At 55.2% G+C, this 22123-nt stretch carries 19 protein-coding genes, 1 tRNA gene and 1 pseudogene; 11 read left to right on the top strand and 10 right to left on the bottom strand.

Annotation, left to right across the window (positions count from 1 at the left end):
- The first annotated feature begins 208 nt into the window (after positions 1 to 208).
- On the top strand, positions 209 to 1729 hold the full coding sequence (locus QQX03_RS01410) for a tryptophan halogenase family protein (RefSeq protein WP_285976102.1): 1521 nt from the start codon (positions 209 to 211) through the stop codon (positions 1727 to 1729).
- A gap of 566 nt (positions 1730 to 2295) precedes the next feature.
- Here the strand turns inward: QQX03_RS01410 and QQX03_RS01415 are convergent.
- Both QQX03_RS01415 and QQX03_RS01420 read right to left on the bottom strand, forming a co-directional pair.
- Complete coding sequence (locus tag QQX03_RS01415; protein WP_285976103.1) at positions 2296 to 3723, bottom strand: DUF1501 domain-containing protein; 1428 nt, start codon at positions 3721 to 3723, stop codon at positions 2296 to 2298.
- Positions 3724 to 3732: 9 nt separating this feature from the next.
- The gene (locus QQX03_RS01420) at positions 3733 to 5589 is read right to left on the bottom strand and encodes a DUF1800 domain-containing protein (RefSeq protein ID WP_285976104.1); all 1857 of its coding nucleotides are present in this window, start codon (positions 5587 to 5589) and stop codon (positions 3733 to 3735) included.
- A 412-nt stretch (positions 5590 to 6001) separates the two neighbouring features.
- On the opposite strand from QQX03_RS01420, the gene QQX03_RS01425 reads away from it, so the two are divergent.
- The gene (locus QQX03_RS01425; RefSeq protein ID WP_285976105.1) at positions 6002 to 6301 is read left to right on the top strand and encodes a hypothetical protein; all 300 of its coding nucleotides are present in this window, start codon (positions 6002 to 6004) and stop codon (positions 6299 to 6301) included.
- 3 nt (positions 6302 to 6304) lie between these two features.
- Entirely contained in the window at positions 6305 to 6853 is a 549-nt protein-coding gene (locus QQX03_RS01430) for a hypothetical protein (RefSeq protein WP_285976106.1), read from the top strand.
- A 129-nt stretch (positions 6854 to 6982) separates the two neighbouring features.
- On the opposite strand, the gene QQX03_RS01435 is transcribed toward QQX03_RS01430, so the two are convergent.
- The 6 genes and pseudogenes from QQX03_RS01435 to QQX03_RS01460 all read right to left on the bottom strand — a co-directional run bounded on the left by QQX03_RS01435 (position 6983) and on the right by QQX03_RS01460 (position 14921).
- Positions 6983 to 7336 carry a hypothetical protein gene (locus QQX03_RS01435; protein ID WP_285976107.1) on the bottom strand — a complete coding sequence of 118 codons (354 nt, stop codon included), beginning with the start codon at positions 7334 to 7336 and terminating at the stop codon, positions 6983 to 6985.
- A 1256-nt stretch (positions 7337 to 8592) separates the two neighbouring features.
- On the bottom strand, positions 8593 to 9975 hold the full coding sequence (locus QQX03_RS01440) for an aldehyde dehydrogenase family protein (RefSeq protein WP_285976108.1): 1383 nt from the start codon (positions 9973 to 9975) through the stop codon (positions 8593 to 8595).
- 23 nt (positions 9976 to 9998) lie between these two features.
- The gene (locus tag QQX03_RS01445) at positions 9999 to 11657 is read right to left on the bottom strand and encodes an acetolactate synthase large subunit (protein ID WP_285976109.1); all 1659 of its coding nucleotides are present in this window, start codon (positions 11655 to 11657) and stop codon (positions 9999 to 10001) included.
- 199 nt (positions 11658 to 11856) lie between these two features.
- Positions 11857 to 12012: pseudogene (locus QQX03_RS01450) on the bottom strand (D-2-hydroxyacid dehydrogenase); the annotation flags it as partial.
- A 348-nt stretch (positions 12013 to 12360) separates the two neighbouring features.
- A complete protein-coding gene (locus QQX03_RS01455; RefSeq protein ID WP_285976110.1) occupies positions 12361 to 14394 on the bottom strand; it encodes a TonB-dependent receptor in 2034 nt (677 codons plus the stop codon).
- A 450-nt stretch (positions 14395 to 14844) separates the two neighbouring features.
- Positions 14845 to 14921, bottom strand: a tRNA-Arg gene (locus QQX03_RS01460).
- A 151-nt stretch (positions 14922 to 15072) separates the two neighbouring features.
- Here QQX03_RS01460 and QQX03_RS01465 point away from each other — a divergent pair.
- From QQX03_RS01465 to QQX03_RS01495, 7 genes are all read left to right on the top strand, one after another.
- Positions 15073 to 15435 carry a hypothetical protein gene (locus QQX03_RS01465; protein WP_285976111.1) on the top strand — a complete coding sequence of 121 codons (363 nt, stop codon included), beginning with the start codon at positions 15073 to 15075 and terminating at the stop codon, positions 15433 to 15435.
- Between the two features lie 74 nt (positions 15436 to 15509).
- On the top strand, positions 15510 to 16028 hold the full coding sequence (locus QQX03_RS01470) for an MmcB family DNA repair protein (RefSeq protein ID WP_285976112.1): 519 nt from the start codon (positions 15510 to 15512) through the stop codon (positions 16026 to 16028).
- 82 nt (positions 16029 to 16110) lie between these two features.
- Complete coding sequence (locus tag QQX03_RS01475) at positions 16111 to 16797, top strand: sterol desaturase family protein (RefSeq protein WP_285976113.1); 687 nt, start codon at positions 16111 to 16113, stop codon at positions 16795 to 16797.
- Positions 16794 to 17243, top strand: a complete 450-nt coding sequence (locus QQX03_RS01480; protein ID WP_285976114.1) for a DUF2141 domain-containing protein — start codon at positions 16794 to 16796, stop codon at positions 17241 to 17243. The genes QQX03_RS01475 and QQX03_RS01480 overlap by 4 nt, the downstream gene beginning before the upstream one ends.
- Before the next feature lie 173 nt (positions 17244 to 17416).
- Positions 17417 to 18367 carry an alpha/beta hydrolase gene (locus tag QQX03_RS01485; RefSeq protein WP_285976115.1) on the top strand — a complete coding sequence of 317 codons (951 nt, stop codon included), beginning with the start codon at positions 17417 to 17419 and terminating at the stop codon, positions 18365 to 18367.
- 9 nt (positions 18368 to 18376) lie between these two features.
- Positions 18377 to 19729, top strand: coding sequence for a M48 family metalloprotease (locus QQX03_RS01490; RefSeq protein ID WP_285976116.1), 1353 nt, complete (start codon positions 18377 to 18379; stop codon positions 19727 to 19729).
- 30 nt (positions 19730 to 19759) lie between these two features.
- Entirely contained in the window at positions 19760 to 20467 is a 708-nt protein-coding gene (locus tag QQX03_RS01495; RefSeq protein WP_285976117.1) for a DsbA family protein, read from the top strand.
- A gap of 27 nt (positions 20468 to 20494) precedes the next feature.
- Here the strand turns inward: QQX03_RS01495 and QQX03_RS01500 are convergent, their stop codons facing one another.
- Positions 20495 to 20620: a hypothetical protein gene (locus QQX03_RS01500; RefSeq protein ID WP_285976118.1), complete on the bottom strand. Its 126-nt coding sequence runs from the start codon at positions 20618 to 20620 to the stop codon at positions 20495 to 20497.
- An 81-nt stretch (positions 20621 to 20701) separates the two neighbouring features.
- Between QQX03_RS01500 and QQX03_RS01505 the strand changes: the two genes are divergently transcribed.
- On the top strand, positions 20702 to 21451 hold the full coding sequence (locus QQX03_RS01505) for a M48 family metalloprotease (protein WP_285976119.1): 750 nt from the start codon (positions 20702 to 20704) through the stop codon (positions 21449 to 21451).
- Between the two features lie 49 nt (positions 21452 to 21500).
- Here the strand turns inward: QQX03_RS01505 and QQX03_RS01510 are convergent, their stop codons facing one another.
- Positions 21501 to 22109, bottom strand: a complete 609-nt coding sequence (locus QQX03_RS01510) for an HD domain-containing protein (protein ID WP_285976120.1) — start codon at positions 22107 to 22109, stop codon at positions 21501 to 21503.
- Between the last annotated feature and the right edge of the window lie 14 nt (positions 22110 to 22123).

Consider the following 22123-nt stretch of genomic DNA (forward strand, 5'->3'; position numbering starts at 1 on the left):
GACCTTTTTTTGTTGAGACAAGATTAATCTCCCCCGAAATTTAAAAAATATACCCCATTTAACATCGGGCTTTTTAAACGAGTATGTGAGCGTTCACAAGGATTAAATGAACGTTCACATTTTACTCTTCCACTCATTGCCAAACCATGGCATTCTTGCAACAGCTGCTATAAGGCGGATGGCGCTAAATAAGGGAATTTAAAGCAGAATGAACTATGGCAATCCCATAAAGCACATCGTAATTGTTGGCGGCGGAACCGCTGGCTGGATGGCAGCGGCAGTCCTTTCCCGACTAAAAAAGGGGCGCACGCTGGACATTACGCTAATCGAATCGGAAGAGATAGGCACGGTCGGTGTGGGCGAAGCGACGATCCCTCCATTTGTTGAATTCAATCAGCTCTTGGAAATAGATGAGCGCGAGCTGCTTTCCGAAGTCCAAGGCAGCTTCAAGCTTGGCATTCAGTTCCAGAACTGGGGCCAATTAGGTGATAGTTATATACACCCGTTTGGCGCATATGGATATCACATGGGTGGAATTTCTTTTCATCAGATCTGGCGGCGAATGCAGCAGGCTGGCGATAAACGACCAATCCAAGCCTTCAACCTTGAGACCATGGCGGCATACTTTGGCAAGTTTGCCCGCACAGAAGATTATGCGCAAGAAGATTTACCTCCGGTCAATTATGCCTACCATTTAGATGCAGGCCGCTATGCTGCATTTTTGCGTAAATATGCCGAAGCTCGCGGGGTGATCCGACAGGAGGGCCGGATCAGTCATACAACACTTGCGGATGAAACCGGCTTCGTCGCTTCATTAAAACTAGAGAGCGGCAAGGCAATCTCGGGAGACCTCTTTGTCGACTGCTCTGGTTTTCGAGGCCTGCTGATAGAGCAGGCACTTGGCACAGGGTACGAAGACTGGACGCACTGGTTGCCCTGCAATCGCGCAGTCGCCTTGCCATGCGATCGTGATGACGGCAGTCCGCCACCGCCCTTCACGAAGGCCACCGCGCATTCAGCAGGATGGCAATGGCAAGTACCCCTGCAGCACCGCAACGGTAACGGGCACGTTTATTGCGACGCATATATGTCAGCCGACGAAGCACACGAAATCTTGGTCGACAATATTGCAGGAAAGCCAACCGCGGAACCGAACCATTTGCGCTTCGTGACCGGTCGCAGAAAGAAATTTTGGAACAAGAATGTGGTGGCACTAGGTTTGTCGGCAGGTTTTATGGAGCCGCTCGAATCAACCTCAATCCACTTGGTGAATACAGGCGTCAATAAACTTGTCGCACTGCTTACATTAGAGGGGATAAATCCTGCCCAAGTTGAGGCCTTCAATCGTTTGACCGCTAAGGAATACGCTCGGATCCGCGATTTTCTAATTCTGCATTACAACGCAACGGAGCGAACCGACTCAGACTTTTGGAATTATTGCCGAACAATGAGCGTTCCAGACACTCTCACCGAGAAAGTCGAGCTGTTCAAAACGAACGGACAAATATTCCGCGAGGAAGACGAACTGTTCACCGAAACAAGCTGGGCCGCTGTTATGATGGGGCAGCGAATTGTGATGGGCGGCCACAATCCGGTTGCAGACACTTTCGATCTGCCTGCAACCAAAAGCGAGATGGATGAGATGGAGAAATCAATCCGTTTCGTGGTTCAGCACATGCCGGGACATGAAGACTATCTGAAGCGCTACTGCCCGGCTCCCGCGATCTAGCCGCTTGCGCATGCAACAGTAGTTCCACCTACAAGCATCTTCAAAACATTGCGTTGGCAAACCTCACATTTAGCAACCCCAGTTTGCTCCCGGATGGCAAAAGTAATCACAAACCTTATGTCAGGCCCGCCGCTCGACGGCTAGAGGTGAGAAAATGCTGGCCGCCTGACTGGGGTGGCTAGACGCTCTGGCATTCAAGCAGCAACCAAATGCCAAAGGGGCCGGTCAAATTGGGAGGCCCTGTTCTCAAGTCAGGGGGGGCGACCAGCCGGGCAGGCGATAGCCTTTTATTTTTCGGCCAAAGTCTTGGGCGAGGCGCTACCACCATTTCTGATTTCTCTTGGTATAGCAAAGCTCTGGAGTGCAATTCAGCAATCTCCGGTTTCGCTCAGAAACGAATGCCTCCGATGACTTGGTCTATAGATCGTTTTCTTGGTACTGTTGGCGTTTAGCCTCTATGGAGCAGTGGTGCTGAGCGAGCCACAACCGACGCGGAATCGACCGTGGTTGACAGTGGATAGTCGGCCAGCGTTCCACCCTCCACGAATGGCCGTCGCCCAGAAAAATTAAATGGCGCCCTCTTTCATAAAGCCGAGATCTGAAGAAGCAAAACGACCGATGTTGGGAGCTACTGATGTCATTTCGGATGACGAAACTCCAAACCAACGGGCAAGAGTGGCGGAGTACTGGTCTACTGAAATGTCTGGTAGTAACCTTCCCTGACCCACCTGGTCATCGGTGTCGACCGAAATATGCGGCGCGCGCCCATAAAATCGTCCTCCATCAACATCGCCGCCCAAGATGAAATGATGGCTACCCCAACCGTGGTCTGAGCCATCGCCGTTAGAGGCAAGAGTTCGACCGAAATCGGAAGCTGTGAAAGTCGTTACTTTATCTGAGATCCCAATTTCCACCGTTGAGCGATAGAAGGCATCCAATGCCTCATCAACTTGTTCGAGAAGTCCTTCGTGCTGCCCTATCAATCCGTCATGAGTGTCATAACCACCCATACCAACCATGAAGACCTGCCGCGTAACACCCAGCCGATTTCGTGCAGCTATAAGCCTTGCTACGACTTGCAGTTGTGCGGCCAGGAAATTGCCTTCGGGAAATTCAGTGTTTAAATTTGAGTTGTTCAGTGCGTTGTTTACGAAGTTGCCGTATTCAATAGAGCGAGCATTTACATGGACGTAGTCAGCCTTGAAAAAATGTCCTGCTCCTGACCGCAATATCGTTTCGAGTGCTTGAACAGAGCTTTGAGGTAAAAACCCCGGATTGCCGCTAATCGGCTGAAAGAGAGTCGCTCCGTGAGGTGCGACTTGGTAGGGAACGGCATCTTGGCCACTTAAGAAAACTGAATTGCCAAAAGCATTGATCGCAGTGAACATCGAATTCGTGTTCGAAGAAAGTGCCAGATCGCTTATTCGCCCCCCCCAGCCGGTCGGAGCGCCCTCAGTTTGAGAGCTTTGCCAGACAGACTGCTGATCATTGTGCGAGAAGAGCTTAGGGGGCAATGGCACTGTTTCATTTTCGAACTGGGATAGGGTCGTTGGAGCAATTAATGGCCCCACATTGAGCAACGGTGCCAGTCTGCCCTCATCAAATCTCTGTTTGAGGCGGGGCATGGTTGGCGCCAAGGCCAAGGCTTGGTCGTCAGTTAGAACCTGGTCATCGCGGGGATTAAGCACAGTCTGCGCGAGAGAGGCACGGGGTAATGCTATACCTCCACCGCCTTCGCCATCACCACCTCGGATGGCAGAGTACCGAGCGTAATTTGTGGCATCAAAAGGGATTAATGTATTGCTATGGTCGTTGCCGCCATAAAGAAACAGGCAGACTAAAGCCTTGTAATCTCCGCTCGTTGAAAAGGCAGCAGCCTCTCCGATACTCGCCAAACCCAACGCATACGATGAGGCGGCGCCCATAACGGCTAATTGGCTCGAGCGACGAATAAAGGCACGCCGTGACAAATCTATGCTCTTACCGATGAACATTAGGCGCTCCTATCTCTGAACCAAGTAATCACTGGAAGTCATGATCAGCAATACCGCCGTTCTGACCTTAGTAATCCGCTGGTTCTGGCTACTTGTTGCTGAAATGGGCTGATCATCCAAGGCGCTAAGTATGGTGGCCCGAACGTCATCGGTCAGCTGGTTGGCCGTTAGCAACAATTCTAAGTGTGCCAGTAAACTGGCACTATCTTCTGCGAGAGCCATCTCAGTTGAGTAATCCAACTCCACGTCCTCGAAGGGCCAAAATTCTGCCTGAACTGCCGCATGCATGAAGTTAACATAGCCAGCCACCGAGGTTTCATTAACCAGCTGGAATTCAGGGGCGAGTAAATCTTGGTCGGCCGACTGCGAGCCAGCCCTAAAATATCCAGGGCGGAAAAAATTAAAAACTGAGGGCGCTCGCAGCGGCGACTGGGCTAACGCCCAAGATGGGTTTGATGCATCACCCAAGTCCCAATCTCCGCTAACCGACCGCATATTAAATGTACGGCCAAGCTGAACAAAACGAAGCATCGGTTCCCTCAACTTGCCAAAAGTAGGGTCCTCTAAGCTCTGAGATGATAGGGCCTCTTCATCTAGCAAAATTGCTTTGAAAACAGCCCGTAAATCACCCCTCACTCCTTCACCATTATTTTCAAAAACTTCAGCAACCCGCTGAACATAAGAAGGAGAGGGATTACTGGTGACTAAACGCTGGATCATTTGCTTACCAAAGAATGGCCCAACATTAGGGTGTGCAACCAGATGATCGAGGGCCATTGCCAGGCTATCTGCTGCATTAGTGCCCGCCGGAATTGTTAGACCCAAGAAACTCTTTTCTGTCTCAGAATGGAAAGCATCCCCAGTCGGATTCCAAGGCCAAGGCTTCCAACGCCAACGGGTCACATCCGAAGTCATGGGATTGCGGACCCAGTCCGGATCAGCAAGTTCAAAGTTTCCTTGGACTGTAGTGGTGCCGATATTAGTGAAATCGAACTCATAGCCAGTAAATACCTTAGCGATGCCGGTGACATCATCATTGGTGTAGGTTTCGATAGGCTCACCGCCAGAAAGTTTCAAAGAACCATCTATATTGAGCTCAAATAGACCTATAGACATGAGCTGCATAATCTCACGGCCATAGTTTTCATCGGGAACCCGGCCGCTATTGGGATCTGCCTTTTGGTTCCCCCTAGTGTTTAGGAAAACGCCCATGGCGGGGTTAAGGGTAATCTCCTCAATCAGCTCGCGGAAACTGCCAAAGGCGTTGCGATTGAGGATGTCCCAATATTCACCAATCGCGGGTCCGGGCCACTCAACCGCTAAATTGTTGATTGAGACAACGAAAAATTCTGAAAGGGCCAACGCCACCCTTTTGCGAACGCTACTCCCACCAGATAGGAGTTGAGACCAAATCATCTGATCGGCAATGCGATCGCTGTTAAAGTAGTCGTTTTCATCGACCCGATCGAAGCCACGATCCGCAAAAAAAGACTTTGCTGTCTGGCTGTTGGCCTGATCCATCTGACCGTCAAGCCAGGGCTCATAACCATCCCGTTTCAATTGCTCAATCGCACGCTGAGATGCTGCAAAGGAGGCTTGCAAAAGGAAACGTGCCGCTTCTGCATCGGAAGTAGGGGCCCTAACCTCAACGACCGGACCGGCACCAGGACCAGCGACCGCACTAGTAGAACTATCTCCGCCCCCGCAGGCAGCCGTGGCCAAGGCGAGAGCGCTCACCCCCGCAAAGTTGGTGAATTTAGTCTCTTCTATAGCGGGTTGAAGCAACGCCTCTGGATCATCGACTGGCTGACACAAAGGCTCCACCAAATCGGTATTTCTGATTGCGAGGTCTAGATCGGAGGCCACATATTCATCCTTATAAATGCCAAACTTAAGCTAACCCGAAAAGTGAAACAGCACAAATCCCGACACATCAGAAATTATATCAAAATGGGAAGGGGGGCCTGTCGATGATCCCGCTCAGGCTGTTGTGAGTCTGTTTCAACGCCGGTATCGAGATCTAGGCCTAATCGGTTGCTCATCGCTTCAGGCCGCCCAGCGATACATCGAAGGCGGCAGCTAAGCGAGAAAGCGAGTTGTTGAGTTGGTTTGATTATTTCATGTTTCAAATTGTATTTACGGTCGTGCTCCAAAGGCTTGGTATCTGGAGCGACCCGAGGGGTTTTGTTTCACGCCAATCTCTTAGCGGACTGCCCAGCGCCTCTTGGCGCTTAGTATTTTGTTGCTAGATAAACGGCATGGGGGTATCGACAGAGTAATGTTTCGCTTAATCAATTTCATAACAAGCCTTAGACGTTTGCCGCCCTTGTCCGAGATATCCGGGGATGAAGAGCGCATGCTTTTTGAACTGCGGGCATTGTGGGAGGAGAAAGGCAGCTTGTCTGTAGCCGACGTCTATAATTTGGGCAGCAATCAATCTGCATCGACCTCATATCGCCAGCTTATTGCTTTGAGAGATAAGGGTCTTCTCGATGTGTCTGTTGCTGAAGGGGACAAGCGCCGACGTGACGTGAGCTTCACGAAGGTATCGGAATCTCTTTTCGCAGCGATGCGTTGATTTATGGAAAAGTCTCTGCCGCACACTGCTTTAACCGGCGCAGCCCTCGTATTTCTCTACGTTGCTCTTTACGATCTGTCGGACTGGATCGTCGGCACCGAAGCATTCAGAGGCACGGCGGGCATAATTTTCCTGCCGGCGTTTATCCGATTACTGGGATTCTTGCTAATTGGATATTGGGTGATCCCCGCTTTGTTTGTGGCGGGCCTTTTTTGCGTTGATCTTGGGTTGGGTCTAGGCGGCAAAGTTGTAGTTTCTGCCTTCATTGCTGTTGGCGGTCCCCTGGGGGCCTTTATCGCCGCAAAACTGTCTGGTCTGCAGCCGTCTCTCTCCAATTTGACGCCTATGCGCCTTCTTTTGCTTTCTGCGTTCTGTTCAGCGGGCAATGCCGTCTTCTATCATCTGGGGCTTAATTATGCCGGAGTGGGTGGGCATTCGGACATCTTCATGCATCTGGTTGTTTTTGCTGGCGATATGGTCGGTACTTGGGCCGCCATTTATTTCATCAAGCTGTCACTAGAAATGTTTCTAAAGTGGCGTTCCAACTATTAAGGGCAAGGCCCTTGTAAAACTGCGCGCGATTGAGGCACCATCATTTGCATACGGGCTAATGCCAAAAGGAACTTCGCGCTGGCGGGGAAGGTCGCCGAAAAATCACTTTGAAACAAAGTCTAAGTGATTTCAGTAAGCGCAGATACGAATTTCTTCTCCTACCCAGCACGCCCGTTCATCAGCATCGCGCTCAACCGGCTCTACCGGTTCCTGTGTCCGTCCAGTCGGCGTCAACCAGCCGACACGCGCTCTACCAACCGCAAAAACGTCTACCACGATGTAAGGCGGAATCTCATAGTTGTCATAAGAATCGCTCGGCAGCGACAACTCGAAAGATCCACCTTCCCAAGACTCGAATTCACAGGGACCTTGATATGAGGCGCCGAACCATGAAATGCTGCATTGAGCAGGCTTCGCTTGGGCCACAGCAGGGAATAATGAAATAGCCAGCGCGGCTACAATGATAGTAAAATTACGAACCACTTTTGGAACCCTCTAAAAATGAATTAACAGATTTCGATAAGGCCTGGGGGCGTCTTCTGGCACCAATCCATAAACCAAAGATCGGTGGCACCAACTCCCGCTTGGATAACTTGCCAGGAGCCCTGCGACCTTCGCAAGATCGCCTCAACATGGCAGCAATCAAACATTTCAATGGCCTCTTCACCTTCTCTTTGAACAAAGGGGGTCGAGTTGGGATCAATAGGACGCCCACCTGGACGTTGTGAATTTAAAGCTACGAAAGCCCAGTCTCCAGACACGTTAAATTCGCCAACCACAAATTCGACTGGCACGCCGAGATCTCTCTCGGCAATTGGCCTCACAGCATCTAAAATTGCTCTCCGCTCAGGATTACCTCTCTGGGGTGTGTACACCCCTGCCGGAGCTTGGGCCTGCGTGGCGGAAGTCGTTACTGCCATTGCCATTACGAATGATAGCACTAGACAAAAAGTGACAATAAATTTGATCCTAGAATTTTGTCCAAATTTAGTCACATTCCTACCCTACTATACTTGACCGAATAGTTCCTGCGTACAACATAATTTGTTCTGGTCAAGATAGCTGCTAGACTGTGCTTTTGGATCGAAGCCAAAGACTTGCTCGCCGCTGCGAGATGATGATTTGATGATTACTAAAAATTTCTGAGAGTGTGGGGATTTCATAAGATGCAGAAAACAACTATTGCGGCCATTCTATTCTTCCTAGTATTGGGTGTATCGTCACCCGCCCGAGCAGATATTTCGAAATCAATGTGTCAAGCGTATATGCCAGTGATTGAACAGGCTATTTCATTCAGAAACTCTGGGATCCCGCTTGAAAATGCAACAGACATGGCTGACTCAGCATTCGATACGAACCGGAGCCTATATCGCTTTTTAGTCAGCGCTATCCGCAGCGCGTATCGGGACCCCAAAAGCGCCCTAGAACAATTAAGATCTGGTCGAACTCAACAGCTCTGTGAACAAGCGGTAAGGGGATACTAGGGTTCACACCTTCGTACACTAGGCGCATAGGTGATGCTTTAGGCTCTTATCGCCGCTGTCACGGTCATCTGGGAAGGCGAAGAGTTCACCTGAACACCGGCCAAGACATCACCGGCACGCACTCCGCGGCGATGGCGACGCCATCCGCGACGCCAGCCCCAGCCGCGAGGTCGATCACCGCTTCGGCGCCAATGAACGGATGGTGGTAACGGCAGTGCTGCTATTGCTGGAGGAGAGCTAACGATCGCCGCGCCATTACCCCTTGATGACGATCATCTTCTCAATCGTCATTTCATGGCAAGTGTAGGGAATGCCGCCGGTTCCGTGCCCCGAAGTCTTAAGCCCGGTAAATGGCATCCAGTCGGTGCGGAAGGCGGTGTGGTCGTTTACCATGACAGCTGAGGCGTTGATGTTGCGATAGGTATGCATTGCGGCGTTCAGATCATTGGTGAAGACCGCCGCCTGAAACGATACGTCAAGCGAATTGGCACGAGCTATCGCATCATCAACATTATCATAGGAATAGACGCACACCACCGGTCCGAACACCTCTTTGCGCGAAATGGTGGCGTCAGCTGGCGGGTTCAGCAGCACTGTGGGCGCGTAAGTCGTCTCAGAGAGCCTTTCCCCACCGCACAGCACGGTTCCGCCGCCATCGCGCGCTTCTTCTACCCATTGAGCCACCCGGTCGACTTCAGCCGGCCGGATCAGCGGGCCGCATTCGACGTCTTCTTCAATCGCATTGCCGACTTTAAGGGCCTTGGCCGCATCGGCAAGCTTGCCCGCCAGTTCATCAACTATCGAGGAGTGCGCGAAAACTCTCTGAACCGACACACACACCTGGCCGGAATGATAAAATCCGCCTTTGGCCAGACTGGGTACAGCCGCTTCGAGATCGGCGGTTTGATCGACGATTACCGGAGCCACTCCGCCATGCTCCAAGGCGCAGCGCGTGCCGGGCGAAAGCTTGGACCGCAGCGACCACCCCACCCCGGCGGAACCAATAAAGGTGAAGAAAGCGACCCGCGGATCAGTCACCATCTTCTCAGACGCGTCGCGCGACGGAGCAACCGCCTTGGCCCATTCTTTCGGCAAGCCGGCCTCATGCAGAATGTCGATGAATTCAAAGCATGACAGCGGCGTATCGCTCGCCGGTTTGACAATCACCGGGCATCCTACGGCGACTGCTGGCGCAACCTGATGCACGATCAGGTTAAGCGGGTGGTTGAAGGCTGAGACCGCCACAACCGGTCCAATCGGCTCACGCGTGGTCCAGGCCAGCCGTCCGTCCCCTGCCGATGTCAGCCCCATGGGGATCTCCGTGCCTTTGAGCGCGCCGATCTCGTGGATGCACAGTTCCATCCCGTTGATCGCACGATCGGCTTCGACCCGCGCATCGATCAACGGTTTACCGCCTTCATTGGCAATCTGGAAGGCGAGGTGATCGCGCCGTTCCTTCATGATCTCCATTGCCCGGTGAAGGATTGCAGCGCGTTCATGCGCCTTCATCCAGGCCGAACGGTCCTCGGAAAGCTCATGCGCACGCGTCAGGAACGCATCGATCTCGTCCCATTCCGCGGTGGGCACGCTGCCGATTTCCGAAAGGTCGAACGGATTGACCACTGTCTTCATCGTCATTGTCCTTACCAGCTCAGCTACGATCAGAGTTCAGCGCTGAGCTTTTTGATGTCGATGTTCAGGATCTGGTCGTTCTCGCTGTAATCAACCGGGCAATCGATCAGGTGAACGCCCGGCGTGTCACGGCAGTGCGCGAGCAGCTCAGTCAGGTGTTCAGAGGATTCAACACGGTGCCCGTGCGCGCCATAGCTTTCGGCGTATTTCACATAGTCCGGGTTGCCATAGGTCAGGCCAAAGTCCGCAAAGCCCATATTGGCCTGCTTCCAGCGGATCATGCCATACGCATCATCGCGCAAGATCAGCACGGTGAGATTGAGGCCGAGGCGCACCGCGGTTTCCATCTCCTGGCTGTTCATCATGAACCCGCCATCGCCGCAGATCGCCATCACCCTGCGGTCAGGATATAGCATCGCGCTCATCATCGCCGATGGCAGCCCTGCACCCATCGTGGCGAGCGCATTGTCGAGCAGCACGGTGTTGGGCAGATAAGCGGTGTAGCCCCGCGCGAACCAGATCTTGTAAACCCCGTTATCCAGACAGATGATGCCATCGCGTGGCATGCATTCGCGCACTTGCTTCACCAGATGCGGCGGGAAGATCGGGAAACGTGCATCGTCTGCCAGCTTGCCCGTGTGTTCCAGTTCGGCCTGGTGATAGGCAAGGATATGGTCAAAGTTCCAGTCGCGGTTGGGCGAGACGTCTTCCTTGATCTGCCAGATCGCATTGCCGATATCGCCGATCACTTCAATCTGCGGGAAATAGACCGGATCAACCTCAGCAGTCTTGGTAGAGACATGGATAACCGTGACGCCGTTATCCTGCATGAAGAAGGGCGGCTTTTCGATCACGTCATGGCCCACATTGATAATGCAGTCGGACGCCTCAACCGCGCGGTGGACAAAGTCACCAGCGGACAGCGCCGCACAGCCTACGAACTTGGGGTGACGTTCATCGATAACGCCCTTGCCCATCTGCGTGGTGAGGAACGGGATACCGGTCTTTTCGACCAGTTGTTCAAGCATGCGACCAGCCATCTTGCGGTTTGCGCCCGCGCCGATGACGATGATCGGGCTCTTGGCTTTTTCGATTGCTTCGACCGCAGCGCGCACAGCTTTCGGCTCTGCCGACGGACGGCGTGCGACGCTTTTGGGTAGAGGCTTCCAATCGGTGGTCGGCTCTTCGGCGATATCTTCGGGCAATTCGATCAACGTTGCGCCGGGCTTCTCTTCCTCGGCCAGCCGATAGGCTTCGCGTACGCGGCTGGGGATGTTGTCACCCGCTGCAATCTGGATCGAATACTTCGTCACCGGCTCCATCAACGACACGATATCGACGATCTGAAAGCGGCCCTGCTTCGATTTCTTGATCGGTTTCTGGCCCGTGATCATCAGCATCGGCATTCCGCCAAGCTGTGCATAGGCTGCGGATGTAACGAAATTGGTCGCGCCCGGCCCAAGCGTTGCGACGCACACGCCAGTCTTGCCGGTATGGCGGCCATAGGTTGCCGCCATGAATCCCGCACCTTGTTCATGGCGGGTGAGGATCAGCTTGATCTTGTCCGACTTGCCCAGCGAATCGAGGAAATCCAGGTTTTCCTCTCCCGGTACGCCAAAGATGTACTCGCAGCCTTCAGCCTCAAGGCACTCGATAAAAACGTCCGACGCTTTTTTGGTATCGCTCACGTGAATTTCCCCCCTTGTTTGCACCCACCATGCAAGCCCGCCCCAAAGGGCGGTTGGCGCGGGTCTGTAGATGAACCGCTATTCGCAACTTCGCCGACAGACGTTACAGCCCCATTGCTTGAGCAGCGATGCCAGCCTTGCGGATGCGAGTATTGCAGGAATCCGTCAGAATCCAAGCGCGGAGCGCAATAGATCGAAATCAATAGCCCAGTTTCGGGTCGAAGATCGGAGCAACCGGCTCTCCGGCGCGATATCTGGCGAGATTTTCAAGGAACCGCGTCGCACTGCGGATGAACATCTTGTATTGTGCGCGGCCCGAAAGGTGCATGGTGATATGCGCGTTGTCGAGCGCCCAGCTCTCCTTGCTTTAGGCCGCCCGCTCCCGCCACACTTGCAAGCGTCGCTGATGGAAACCATCCGACCCAGCGTCATGCCGGCGCTGCGCGCATAGAATTCCGCCCAAAACACTATTTCATCTGAAAAACATAGACTTACTTCCCGAAATCGCGGGGTAGGGTGTGCTCGCCAGATTTCGAATTGCGCGTAGTTTGCCAATTGTCTGCAGATCCTTCGGTTGCGCCAATCTGGAAAACCTCAATGGTGAGGGAGCCGCGCGGCGATTGAGCGCGCAAATGTCCGTCTTGCGCCCCAATCCAAGACATAACCTTCCGAGATCTTAGGTCCCGAAAGCTGACATTCGACCCTAGAAGTTATAGCGGACGCTTACTCGCAGCTGGCGAGGCTCCACGGGGTGGATGTGCAAGTCCTCCATTCCTGCTGCCTCACCTGCAAGACGGGATTCGTAGAAATAAGTGATGTCGGCGTCTTTGGTGTCAAACACATTGAACAACTCCGCGCCCAAGGTCAGGGGGCCGATGTCCCAGTATCCGCCGAGGTTCACCAAAGTTGTTGCATTCGACGTGACCGATCCATCCTCGATCAGCGGAGCGCTGCCAAAATGGCGTAGCTGGGCAGTCAAATTGAGGTCCGTCACCGGCTTGATCGTCACGCCGCCCGCAAAGACTTCCGGCACTGCGCCGGGAATTTCGCGCATCCCAGCAGGTGGGCCGACATAGCGTGCATCAGTATAGGCATAAGAAGCATCGAGCAGCAGCCAGTCGGTCGGACGCCAGAACAGGTTTGCCTCTACGCCATAGCGGCGCGAACCGTCATTGGCCTCGGTTGCTCCACCATCGCCAACGAAGACGAGTTCAGAATCAAGCTCCAGCCAAAATCCGACAAGGGACGCATGGAAACTGCCTTGCTGCACTCGCGCGCCGATTTCCGCGCCTTCGGCCCGCGCAAAGACCAGCACCCGTTCTGCCGGATCGCCGCTCACGGGATCGACGGTAATGGCGGCTCCACGCACGTCATTGGAATGGAAGCTCTGACCATAATTGGCATAGAACTCGAGCGCGTCGGTCACCTGCCATGCCAGCGATGCCTTAGGAGCGAGGATGCCGTCATCACCATCGCCGGAATTGGCGGCGAGATCGGCGGAGACGTCGTAGGAGATATGGTCATAGCGCAAACCAAGGATGGCGCGCAGGCCAGGAGCGAGCGTAACTTCGCCGTTGGCATAGAGACCGAGGCCGGTTTCATCGACGCTGTCAGTCCGGATGGGCGTAGTGGCCACACCGCCCACGCTGTTGAAGAGGCCGACCTTGGAAATGGCATCATGCCGCAGGTCCGCACCAAGCGTCAGTCCGACTTCCCCGAGGTCGAACCGGTGATTGACCGAACCGCCCAGAACCCAGCGTCGGTCAACCTGCACGAACTGGTCGCCGTCCACCGGGTTTTCGAGGAAGTAGGTGAAATTGGAAACCAGCCGAAAATCATAGAACGTGGCGAAGGCGTTGTAGGTGGTCGATCCCGTGGTCCCGTTCACCACCGCGCCCAGCCTTGTGGTTTTGCCGCCTAGGTCAGGATCGATATTGCCGAAGCGGTTAATCAGCCCGCTGTCGATGGCGCGTTGCGGCACCTGGTCGGTTGAGTTCCATTTGGAATCGTAAGCGTTGAGCTGGACCGAGAAGCTGCTGTCATCCCCTTGCGTGCTGTATTTGATCAAGCCTGCGAACCGCTCCAGATCCTCGTCCAGCACCCACGGACCGTCATAGAACTGCGTTTCCGCCGCAATCAGCAGGTCACCTGACCCTACTTGGGTGCTGCCACCAGCGACGCCGCGCAGGAAACCGAATGCCCCCGCTTCCACCTTGGCAAAGGGATCGAGTGCGTCAGCCGTCGTGAAAGCGACCGTTCCCGCTGCGGTGAAATCACCGACATCGGCAAAATACGGCCCCTTGCGATAGTCGATGCGCTCCAGCGTTTCAGGGATGACGAAGTTGAAATCGAGATATCCTTGGCCGTGTCCGTGCGTACGCATGTTGATCGGGGCGCCATCGGCGAAGCCAGCGAAGTCCGTGCCATGGTCGAGATTGAAACCGCGCAGAAAATACTGGTTGGCCTTGCCGCTGCCCGAATGCTGCGTGGCAATCACCCCGGGAACATTCTCTAAGAGCTCTCCGGTGCGGGAGATCGGCACGTCCTCGAAATCGGCATAGCCGACGGTGCCTTGCGATCCGGATTGGGCCACACCGATCACTTCAAGGGCGCGGCCATATACGACGATGCGGTTGTCGCCTTCGTCAGTGCGGTCCTCCTCCGCCATGGCGGCCGTTGAAAAAAGGGGGGGCAGCAACAGCACGCCAAGTGCTTTTGTTGCAGTGATTCCACGCATGTCTTCCCTGACTGCTAATTACTGATTTTGCGAGGGGCGTAATAGATCGCTCCGAGGAGAAAGGCCAGCAAATCGGGGTCCGCTTCGGAATGACTAGGCCTTGATACTGACTGTCTCTTCACGGCCCAGGTCCTGCCATGTGCCTATGGCAGAGACTGGTAATGGGAAGCCACTTGCCAGAACGCCTCAATCAGAAGCAATTCCAGCTTTGTCCGCCGAAGTCTCAACCGGCTGATCGCGTTCAACGCGTTCGGAATATCGATCAACCAGTTGATCCGCGTGCGGGCGCATCCGGCAGATAGGACCCGCGAATATCTGGACGGCCAGCCGAGCCGAGTTTGCTGGATTGCGAGCCTTTCAGGCCACATCTTTGCAGGGCCAGCCCGACCCTATGTTTTCCATACTCATTCCATACGGGGTGAGAAGCACTGATCTAAGTCATTGAAAAACTGGCGCACCCGACAGGATTCGAACCTGTGACCTCTGCCTTCGGAGGGCAGCGCTCTATCCAGCTGAGCTACGGGTGCGTGGCGCTGTTCGCGACAGGCTAGCGCGCGCTTAGCAAAGCCACAAAGGCGTCGCCAGCGAAAATCGCCGCTAATCTTCAACCCCACAAGTCTGGGCTCAGGAGGTTAACGTTAGTGATTTGGCAAGGACCCGCTCTTAGCCTCGCGAATCATGGGGCTGATCACAACCACAAACCCAGAAGCACTTGGCAGTCCGGGCATTGAAGCCCGTTGGACTGCTATCAATGAGGCAGGTCAAGAGATCGGCCGGTTTGCAACGCTTGCCCCGGAAAAGCTTGATGGCAGTTTGGTGGAGTTTCCGAACGCGATCGAGACAGCCGGGGGCACACGTCTCTTGCTGGCGCGCGAAACGATCGGCGACATTGATGCGATGCTGCAACCCGGCCTTGCCGCATTGCGCGCAATTGCAGCTCGCGGGCAGGACACAACTGCGCCCGCCATCGCCTTGTGGCGCGAGTTCCATGCTTCTCGCAATGCGTTGCTTGCGCTGGTGGGCAACACACAAACAGCATAGGTTGCTGTTCCAGCGTAACACCAACACGCGAATGCCCGCTTGACCTTGTTCGCATTATGTTCCAGCCAAGGGTCATGGCAACAGACGCAACCCAATCCACTGATTCGGCAAATGACGCGAGCTTAGAGGCAGCAAAGGTAAGTGCATCTGATGTCGCGCGCGGTGTCATGCGCCTGTTTGCCCGCAATGATATCTGGTGTCTGTCCGAAATGCCGCTGCGTAATAGCCGCCGTGCCGATCTGATGGGGGTTGATGCAAAGGGTCAGATCATCATCGTCGAGATCAAAGTGGCGCGCAGCGATCTGCTTGGTGATGGCAAATGGCCTGACTATCTGGATTTCTGCGACCGGTTCTATTGGGCTTTGGCGCCGGGGCTGGATCGCAGCCCGCTCGACAGCGCGGACTACCAACCCGAATGCTGCGGCGTTATTGTGGCGGACGGCTACGATGCAGAGATCGTGCGCCCCGCCCCACTACATCCGCTGGCCGCCCCGCGGCGCAAGAAAGAGATCGAGCGTCTCGCAAGAACCGCACTTCGCCGGCACACCGGGCTGATCGATCCGCGCTGCGCAGAGCTGTTCCCCGACCGCTAAACACCAGTTACCTGTCGCCAAGGGCTCTCTGCGCGGCTACGATGCCCGCATGCTTTGGGGTTTGCTGTTTGCCGCCACGTCGATGACATTGATCGTTGCGCTTCGCTATCTGGCAAGCAGCGGTTTATTTGCATGGCTGACGCCCAGGCTTCGCCCCGGCCAGTATGACGGACTAGAGCCTCAGATCCTCCGCGAGATCAGATGGTCGCTGGCATCAGCTGCAATTTATGGAATACCAGCCGGGCTGGCCTTCTGGAGTTGGCGCCACTTGGGCTGGACGCAAATGTATCTCGATCCGCTCGAGTACCCCTTGTGGTATCTGCCCCTCTCGGCAATGATTTGTCTGTTTGTACACGACACGTGGTTCTACTGGACGCATCGCGCAATGCATTGGCCGCCGCTGTTCCGACTGGCGCATTCTGTACATCATGACAGCCGGCCGCCAACCGCATGGACTGCCATGAGCTTCCACCCGATCGAAGCGGTCACTGGTGCCGTCGTTATTCCAACGCTGATCTTTCTGGTGCCTATCCATATGGGCATGCTTGGACTTGTTCTGGCGATCATGACAGTGATGGGTGTTACCAATCACATGGGGTGGGAAATGTTTCCGCGCTGGTTTGTTCACTCTAGGTTTGGCAATTGGGTGATAACTGCCAGTCATCACGAACGTCATCATGAAGAGTATCGATGCAATTACGGCCTTTATTTCCGGTTTTGGGACAAGTTGTGCGGCACAGACCGCGGACTGACTCAAAAGTTCGCATGAGCCGAGACGCTGCCCAGGCATTGCTTCTGGCCGCTAGCGCGATTGCGCTAAGCGGGATGAGTGCCCCGCCCAAAGGCGACATAACCGTCAGCATCACCAATATGCGCTCATCCGAAGGCGTAGTGCGTGCATGCATCACAAAGGACCGCAACACCTTTCCCAACTGCCGCAAGGATCCGGCTGCGATGCGCAAGGTTGTCGATGCCGGTGAAAGTGTGCCCCTGACCTTTACCGGTGTAGAAGCCGGCGCATATGCGATCGCTCTGCTGCATGACGAGAACGACAACGGCAAAGCTGATCGTACACTGGGCATGATGCCGAAAGAAGGGTTCGGCTTCTCTCGCGATGCAAGGGTGCGCATGGGCCCACCCAGCTTTGACGATGCAGTGTTCGATTTTGACGGCACCGACGCTGCGCTAACAATTCGCATGCGCTACATGCTCTGACCCGATGTGGCGTCACTCCGCCATGATGGCCGCGGGCTAGCAAGGCCGGCAAAGATGTCGAGCCTTACATTGAATTTCGCAGTTCGCTGGCCAAGAAGCTGCGAAGCCTGGATCGCGCCCGATCAGATCAAATCTCGCTGGCCTAACTAGGTAGAGCGCGTTAGAGCGCGCGCATGAACAATGATGTGCGCGTGCGAAGGCGGCCCAAATTGCTGACATTTCTTGGTGTTTCGATAGCGTTGCTGATTGCGGCAGGCTTGGCGCTGCAGATTGCGATATGGCGCAATGGCCCGGCCGTACTCGATGCGGTTGACCGGATTACCGGCGGCGCCCGCGGGGCGGTTCTGGCCGAGCGCGTGAGCTATGGACCAAGCGACAAACAGTATCTATCGGTTTACACGCCCAAGGATCCAGTGGCCGAGCCTTTGCCCGTCATCGTTTTCGTGCATGGAGGCAGCTGGAACAAAGGCGACCCTGAAAACTACGGCTTTATCGGGCGTGCATTCGCACCCGAAGGTTTTGTGGTTGTGCTGGCCGCCTATCGCCTGCATCCCGAAGCGGTCTATCCGGCTATGATCGAGGACACAGCGGCCGCGATTGCCTGGACACAGGCCAATATCGCCAAACACGGCGGTGACCCCTCACGCATTATCATCTCTGGTCATTCGGCGGGCGCGTATAACGTCGCCATGACAGCACTGGAGGCGCGCTGGCTGGCCGAGGCAGGCGGGAGCGCAGAACAGATCGCAGGGGTTGTAGGCCTTGCCGGCCCCTATGACTTCTATCCGTTCGATAGCGATTCCACCCGGGCATCATTCGGCCATGTCGCGCAAGGCGAAGTCACGCAGCCGGTCACGCATGTGCGCGATGACGCGCCACCAAAGCTGTTAGTCCACGGCGAGGCAGACACGCTCGTCAAACCGCGCAATTCGCGCGAACTGGCAAAGCGTTTGGAGAACGCAGGGGCCAAGGTCGAAACGCTCTACCTCAAAGATGCCGATCACAACCAGCCGCTATTGGCGCTGGCGAGCCCATGGAGGGGCAATTCCGAGGTTTTTCGCGCGTTTGTAGAATTTGCCCGCGATGCACACGCTTCAGTTCCAGTTCAGGACGAAATGCGTTAGCACGGCACGATGCGTTTATTCTGCCATTTTGCGGCCCTCATCGCCGCGCTTACCTGGGCAATTCAGCCGGTTTCGGCGCAATCCGTCCTGCGCGATGCCGAAACAGAGGCGTTGCTTAATGACATGGCTGCGCCGCTGGTTGACGCGGCCGGGCTTGCACCGGGCAATGTCGATATTGTCCTGATCAATGACCCGTCGATCAACGCTTTCGTAGCAGGCGGCCAAGCCGTCTACATACATACCGGGCTAATCAATGCGGCTGATACCGCCAATGAAGTGCAAGGCGTGATTGCGCACGAGCTGGGCCATATTACCGGCGGCCACATCAACCGTTTTGAAGAAGGCATGTCGGCGGCCGGGAATATCTCGATCCTGAGCCTGTTGCTGGGCGTTGGTGCGGCATTAGCGGGCGCCGGAGAAGCCGGCATCGGCATCATGCAAGCGGGTCAACGCGCGGCACTGGGCAAGTTTCTGGCCTTCAACCGTGTGCAAGAAGCATCCGCAGACGCTGCTGGTGCGCAATATCTGTCAGACGCAGGCCTTTCAGGGCGCGGGTCGCTCGCATTCTTTGGCAAGCTGCTTAATCAGGAATTTCGTTACTATCGACGTCAGGACGATGAGGCCGCTTTCACCCGCACTCACCCTTTGTCCGGCGATCGTATCGCTCGCCTGCGCGAGGTTTATCAGCGTGATCCGGCGTGGGACGCGCCCGACGACGAGGAAATTCAGCAGCGTTTCATGCGGGTCAAGGCAAAGCTATATGGCTATCTTTCGACGCCAGAGCGAACACTGCGATCGTTCCCCGAATACGATACCAGCGTGCCTGCGCGCTATGCTCGCGCCTATGCCTATCACAAGAGCGCGTTCGTCGACAAAGCGCTCGCGGAAACCAATGCTCTGCTGGAGAGTGATCCCCAGAACCCATATTTCTATGAACTGAAAGGGCAGGTCCTGCTTGAATCCGGCAAGCCAGATGAAGCGCTGACCTATCTGCGTAGCGCGACCAGTCTCAGCCGCAACGAGCCGCTCATTGCCTCGATGTTCGGGCACGCGTTGATCGCGACCGAGAATCAGGAGAACTTCAACGAAGCCGAACGCGTGCTGCGCGCAGCCGTAGCGCGTGATCGGTTTAATCCATTCGCTTGGTATCAATTGGGCGTAGTTTATGCGGCGCGAGGAGATATGCCGCGCGCGCGCCTTGCAAGTGCAGAGCAACAAGTCATGCGCCGCAACTATCCGGAAGCGCTGCGAAGCGCGCAAGCAGCAGAAGCCGGGCTTGAGCCCGGAACGCCAGACTGGATTCGAGCGCAAGACATTTCGCTGCAAGCCAGGGCCGAGCTTGAGCGACTTCGGGATCGATAAGTCGCCAGGCCAAGGGCTCAATTTCGGGAAATGAAAATGGAATCGCGAACTTCATCTTTTTTGATCACCGCGGCGATCGCATTGATATTCGGCTTTGCCGGATCGGCGGCCTTCAATGCCACTGGCCTGGGTGATGAGCGAACCAAGGAATACCTGCTTTCGAACCCGGAGATTCTCCCGCAGATGGCGGAGGCATATCAGCGGCAGGAGGCAGAGCGACGCTTGGCCGGCATCGCTGAACAGGTGATGGGCAACTTCCCCGGAGCGGTGCTTGGAAACCCGGAGGGGTCAAAGGTTCTGGTCAAATTCACAGACTACAATTGCGGGTTCTGCGGCGCCAGCCGGCCTGACATTGACCGACTGATTGCCGAAGATCCCGAGCTAAAAGTTGTCATCCGCGAATGGCCAATTTTCCGTGGCAGCGAGGTCGCTTCGCGAATGGGTCTGGCGGCAGCCAAGCAAGGCAAATTTGCAGAATTCCACGACGCCATGTTCGAGCTAGCGCCGGCGACACCGGAAAGCGTCGAACAAGCTGCCACTCAAGCCGGAATGGATATCGAGCGGGCGCGCGTGGACATGGCCGGCGAAGATATTTCAACCGAGATTGCCAAGAACAATGCGCTCGCTGCGCAGCTTGGCTTTGGCGGTACGCCCAGCTGGGTCACCAGCAGCTCGGCTTTCGAAGGCGCAGTTGGCTATGCCGCGCTCAAAGATGCGGTCGATAACGCAGGTACATAAGCATTGGTTTCGCGCACTTGCCTTGGATTAACAGTCTTCGCCTGCGTATTTCTTCCGCAGCCCGCCATTGCCGATGATGCCGACGATGGCCCGCAAAGGCGCGCCGCCCAATCCGTTTTCCAGCAAAGGCTCGAGCAGGATCAAAAGCTGCAAGATATTGGCTGGAAGCTGGTTTCGGGTAATGCGAAATTTTGCGCCAATTCAATACCATCAATCGGCCTGCAGTTGCACGATATGGCCAGTTATGGACGGCCTGACGCAGTGCGGGAGCTGCTCGGCATCAGCGGCGATATCGCGGTTCTGACGGCAGCTGCAGGCTCGCCGTCTGCGCAAGCAGGTCTCACGGCCAATCAGCATGTCACAGCTATCGCCGGGGTTGATCCGCATACATGGCTAAGCGAGGCTAGAAGCGATTGGCAGCGGACCAAGCGGATGCACGATTGGATTGATCAGCGCGTTAAGGAAGATGGATCAGTCACTCTGACGCTTGCTGAGGGCAAAGATGTTACGCTTGAACCTGTGCTCGCCTGTGCGTCCCGGTTCGAGTTGAGCGGCGAAAACAAGGGCGCAATGGCCGAGGGAAGCCGCGTGATCCTGGGGTATCATTTCCCCGGTTTCGCCTATCCCGAAGAAGAGTTGGCAGCGGCCATAGCGCATGAATTGGCGCACAACGTTTTGCACCATCGCGATTGGCTGGACGCAAACGGCAGAAGCCGCAGCAATGTCCGGCTGACAGAACGCGAAGCTGACCGTTTGATGCCGTGGTTGCTAGCCAATGCAGGCTATGATCCCGCTGCTGCAACGCGTTTCATGAAGCGTTGGGGGCCGATCCACGACGGCGGCATCTTCCGCAAACGCACGCATGATGGCTGGGATGAGCGGGTCGAGTTCATCGAAGCAGAACGCGCGCTAATTGAGGGGTTGCAGCAAGAAGAGGGTGTCGACTGGCGCAGGCATTTCACACGCGAGATCACGACGCTTTAACGAGCAGGACAAGCTCCTCGCTCAGCGCGCAATCCCGGCCAAACTGCACTCAATCGTCGATCACCTTGGCGTACATAGAGTTGATCGGCCTCTCCATGACCCGGCGGACCATTGGTTCAAAGAAGTCCAGCGGCGCGCTTTCATAATTCGCGTCAAACGCTGCCTGATCGTACTTCTCGCAAAACTCTGCGCATGCTTCAAAATGCGGATTCCCGCGATATTGCTCACGGATATTCTGATCCATGCCGACGTGGTGGAAATAGAAATAGCCCTGGAACGCACCGTGCTTTTCGCAAATCCAGTGGTCCCGCTCGGAAACGAACGGTTTCAGAATCGCTGCGGCAACATCAGGATGGTTATAGGTGCCGAGTGTATCGCCAATGTCATGCAGCAATGCCATTACAACGTAGCGCTCATCCCGCCCGTCACGATGCGCGCGCGTCGCGGTCTGCAAGGAATGCTCCAGCCGGCAGATCGGAAATCCGCCAAAATCACCTTTGAGCAGTTTCAGATGATCGAGCACACGATCGGCCACGCCCTTCGCGAATTTGCGATACTCACCGCCGATAATCGCCCAGTCTTCAGTTGTACCTTGCTTCATCTCGCTGAATTTGGCGCGCTCGTGACTGGCTGCGTCCGGATGCTCAACAGTTGCCATGATTCCTCTCCTTG

Source organism: Altererythrobacter rubellus (assembly GCF_030284385.1).
GTDB classification, from domain to species: domain Bacteria; phylum Pseudomonadota; class Alphaproteobacteria; order Sphingomonadales; family Sphingomonadaceae; genus Erythrobacter; species Erythrobacter rubellus.

Coding starts and splice junctions, on each gene's coding strand:
- QQX03_RS01415 (WP_285976103.1), bottom strand. CDS start 3,723: ATGTTCATCGGTAAGAGCATAGATTTGTCACGGCGTGCCTTTATTCGT.
- QQX03_RS01470 (WP_285976112.1), top strand. CDS start 15,510: ATGGCAACAGACGCAACCCAATCCACTGATTCGGCAAATGACGCGAGC.
- QQX03_RS01495 (WP_285976117.1), top strand. CDS start 19,760: ATGAAAATGGAATCGCGAACTTCATCTTTTTTGATCACCGCGGCGATC.
- QQX03_RS01490 (WP_285976116.1), top strand. CDS start 18,377: ATGCGTTTATTCTGCCATTTTGCGGCCCTCATCGCCGCGCTTACCTGG.
- QQX03_RS01455 (WP_285976110.1), bottom strand. CDS start 14,394: ATGCGTGGAATCACTGCAACAAAAGCACTTGGCGTGCTGTTGCTGCCC.
- QQX03_RS01425 (WP_285976105.1), top strand. CDS start 6,002: ATGTTTCGCTTAATCAATTTCATAACAAGCCTTAGACGTTTGCCGCCC.
- QQX03_RS01430 (WP_285976106.1), top strand. CDS start 6,305: ATGGAAAAGTCTCTGCCGCACACTGCTTTAACCGGCGCAGCCCTCGTA.
- QQX03_RS01480 (WP_285976114.1), top strand. CDS start 16,794: ATGAGCCGAGACGCTGCCCAGGCATTGCTTCTGGCCGCTAGCGCGATT.
- QQX03_RS01475 (WP_285976113.1), top strand. CDS start 16,111: ATGACATTGATCGTTGCGCTTCGCTATCTGGCAAGCAGCGGTTTATTT.
- QQX03_RS01410 (WP_285976102.1), top strand. CDS start 209: ATGAACTATGGCAATCCCATAAAGCACATCGTAATTGTTGGCGGCGGA.
- QQX03_RS01485 (WP_285976115.1), top strand. CDS start 17,417: ATGAACAATGATGTGCGCGTGCGAAGGCGGCCCAAATTGCTGACATTT.
- QQX03_RS01465 (WP_285976111.1), top strand. CDS start 15,073: ATGGGGCTGATCACAACCACAAACCCAGAAGCACTTGGCAGTCCGGGC.
- QQX03_RS01440 (WP_285976108.1), bottom strand. CDS start 9,975: ATGACGATGAAGACAGTGGTCAATCCGTTCGACCTTTCGGAAATCGGC.
- QQX03_RS01510 (WP_285976120.1), bottom strand. CDS start 22,109: ATGGCAACTGTTGAGCATCCGGACGCAGCCAGTCACGAGCGCGCCAAA.
- QQX03_RS01505 (WP_285976119.1), top strand. CDS start 20,702: ATGGCCAGTTATGGACGGCCTGACGCAGTGCGGGAGCTGCTCGGCATC.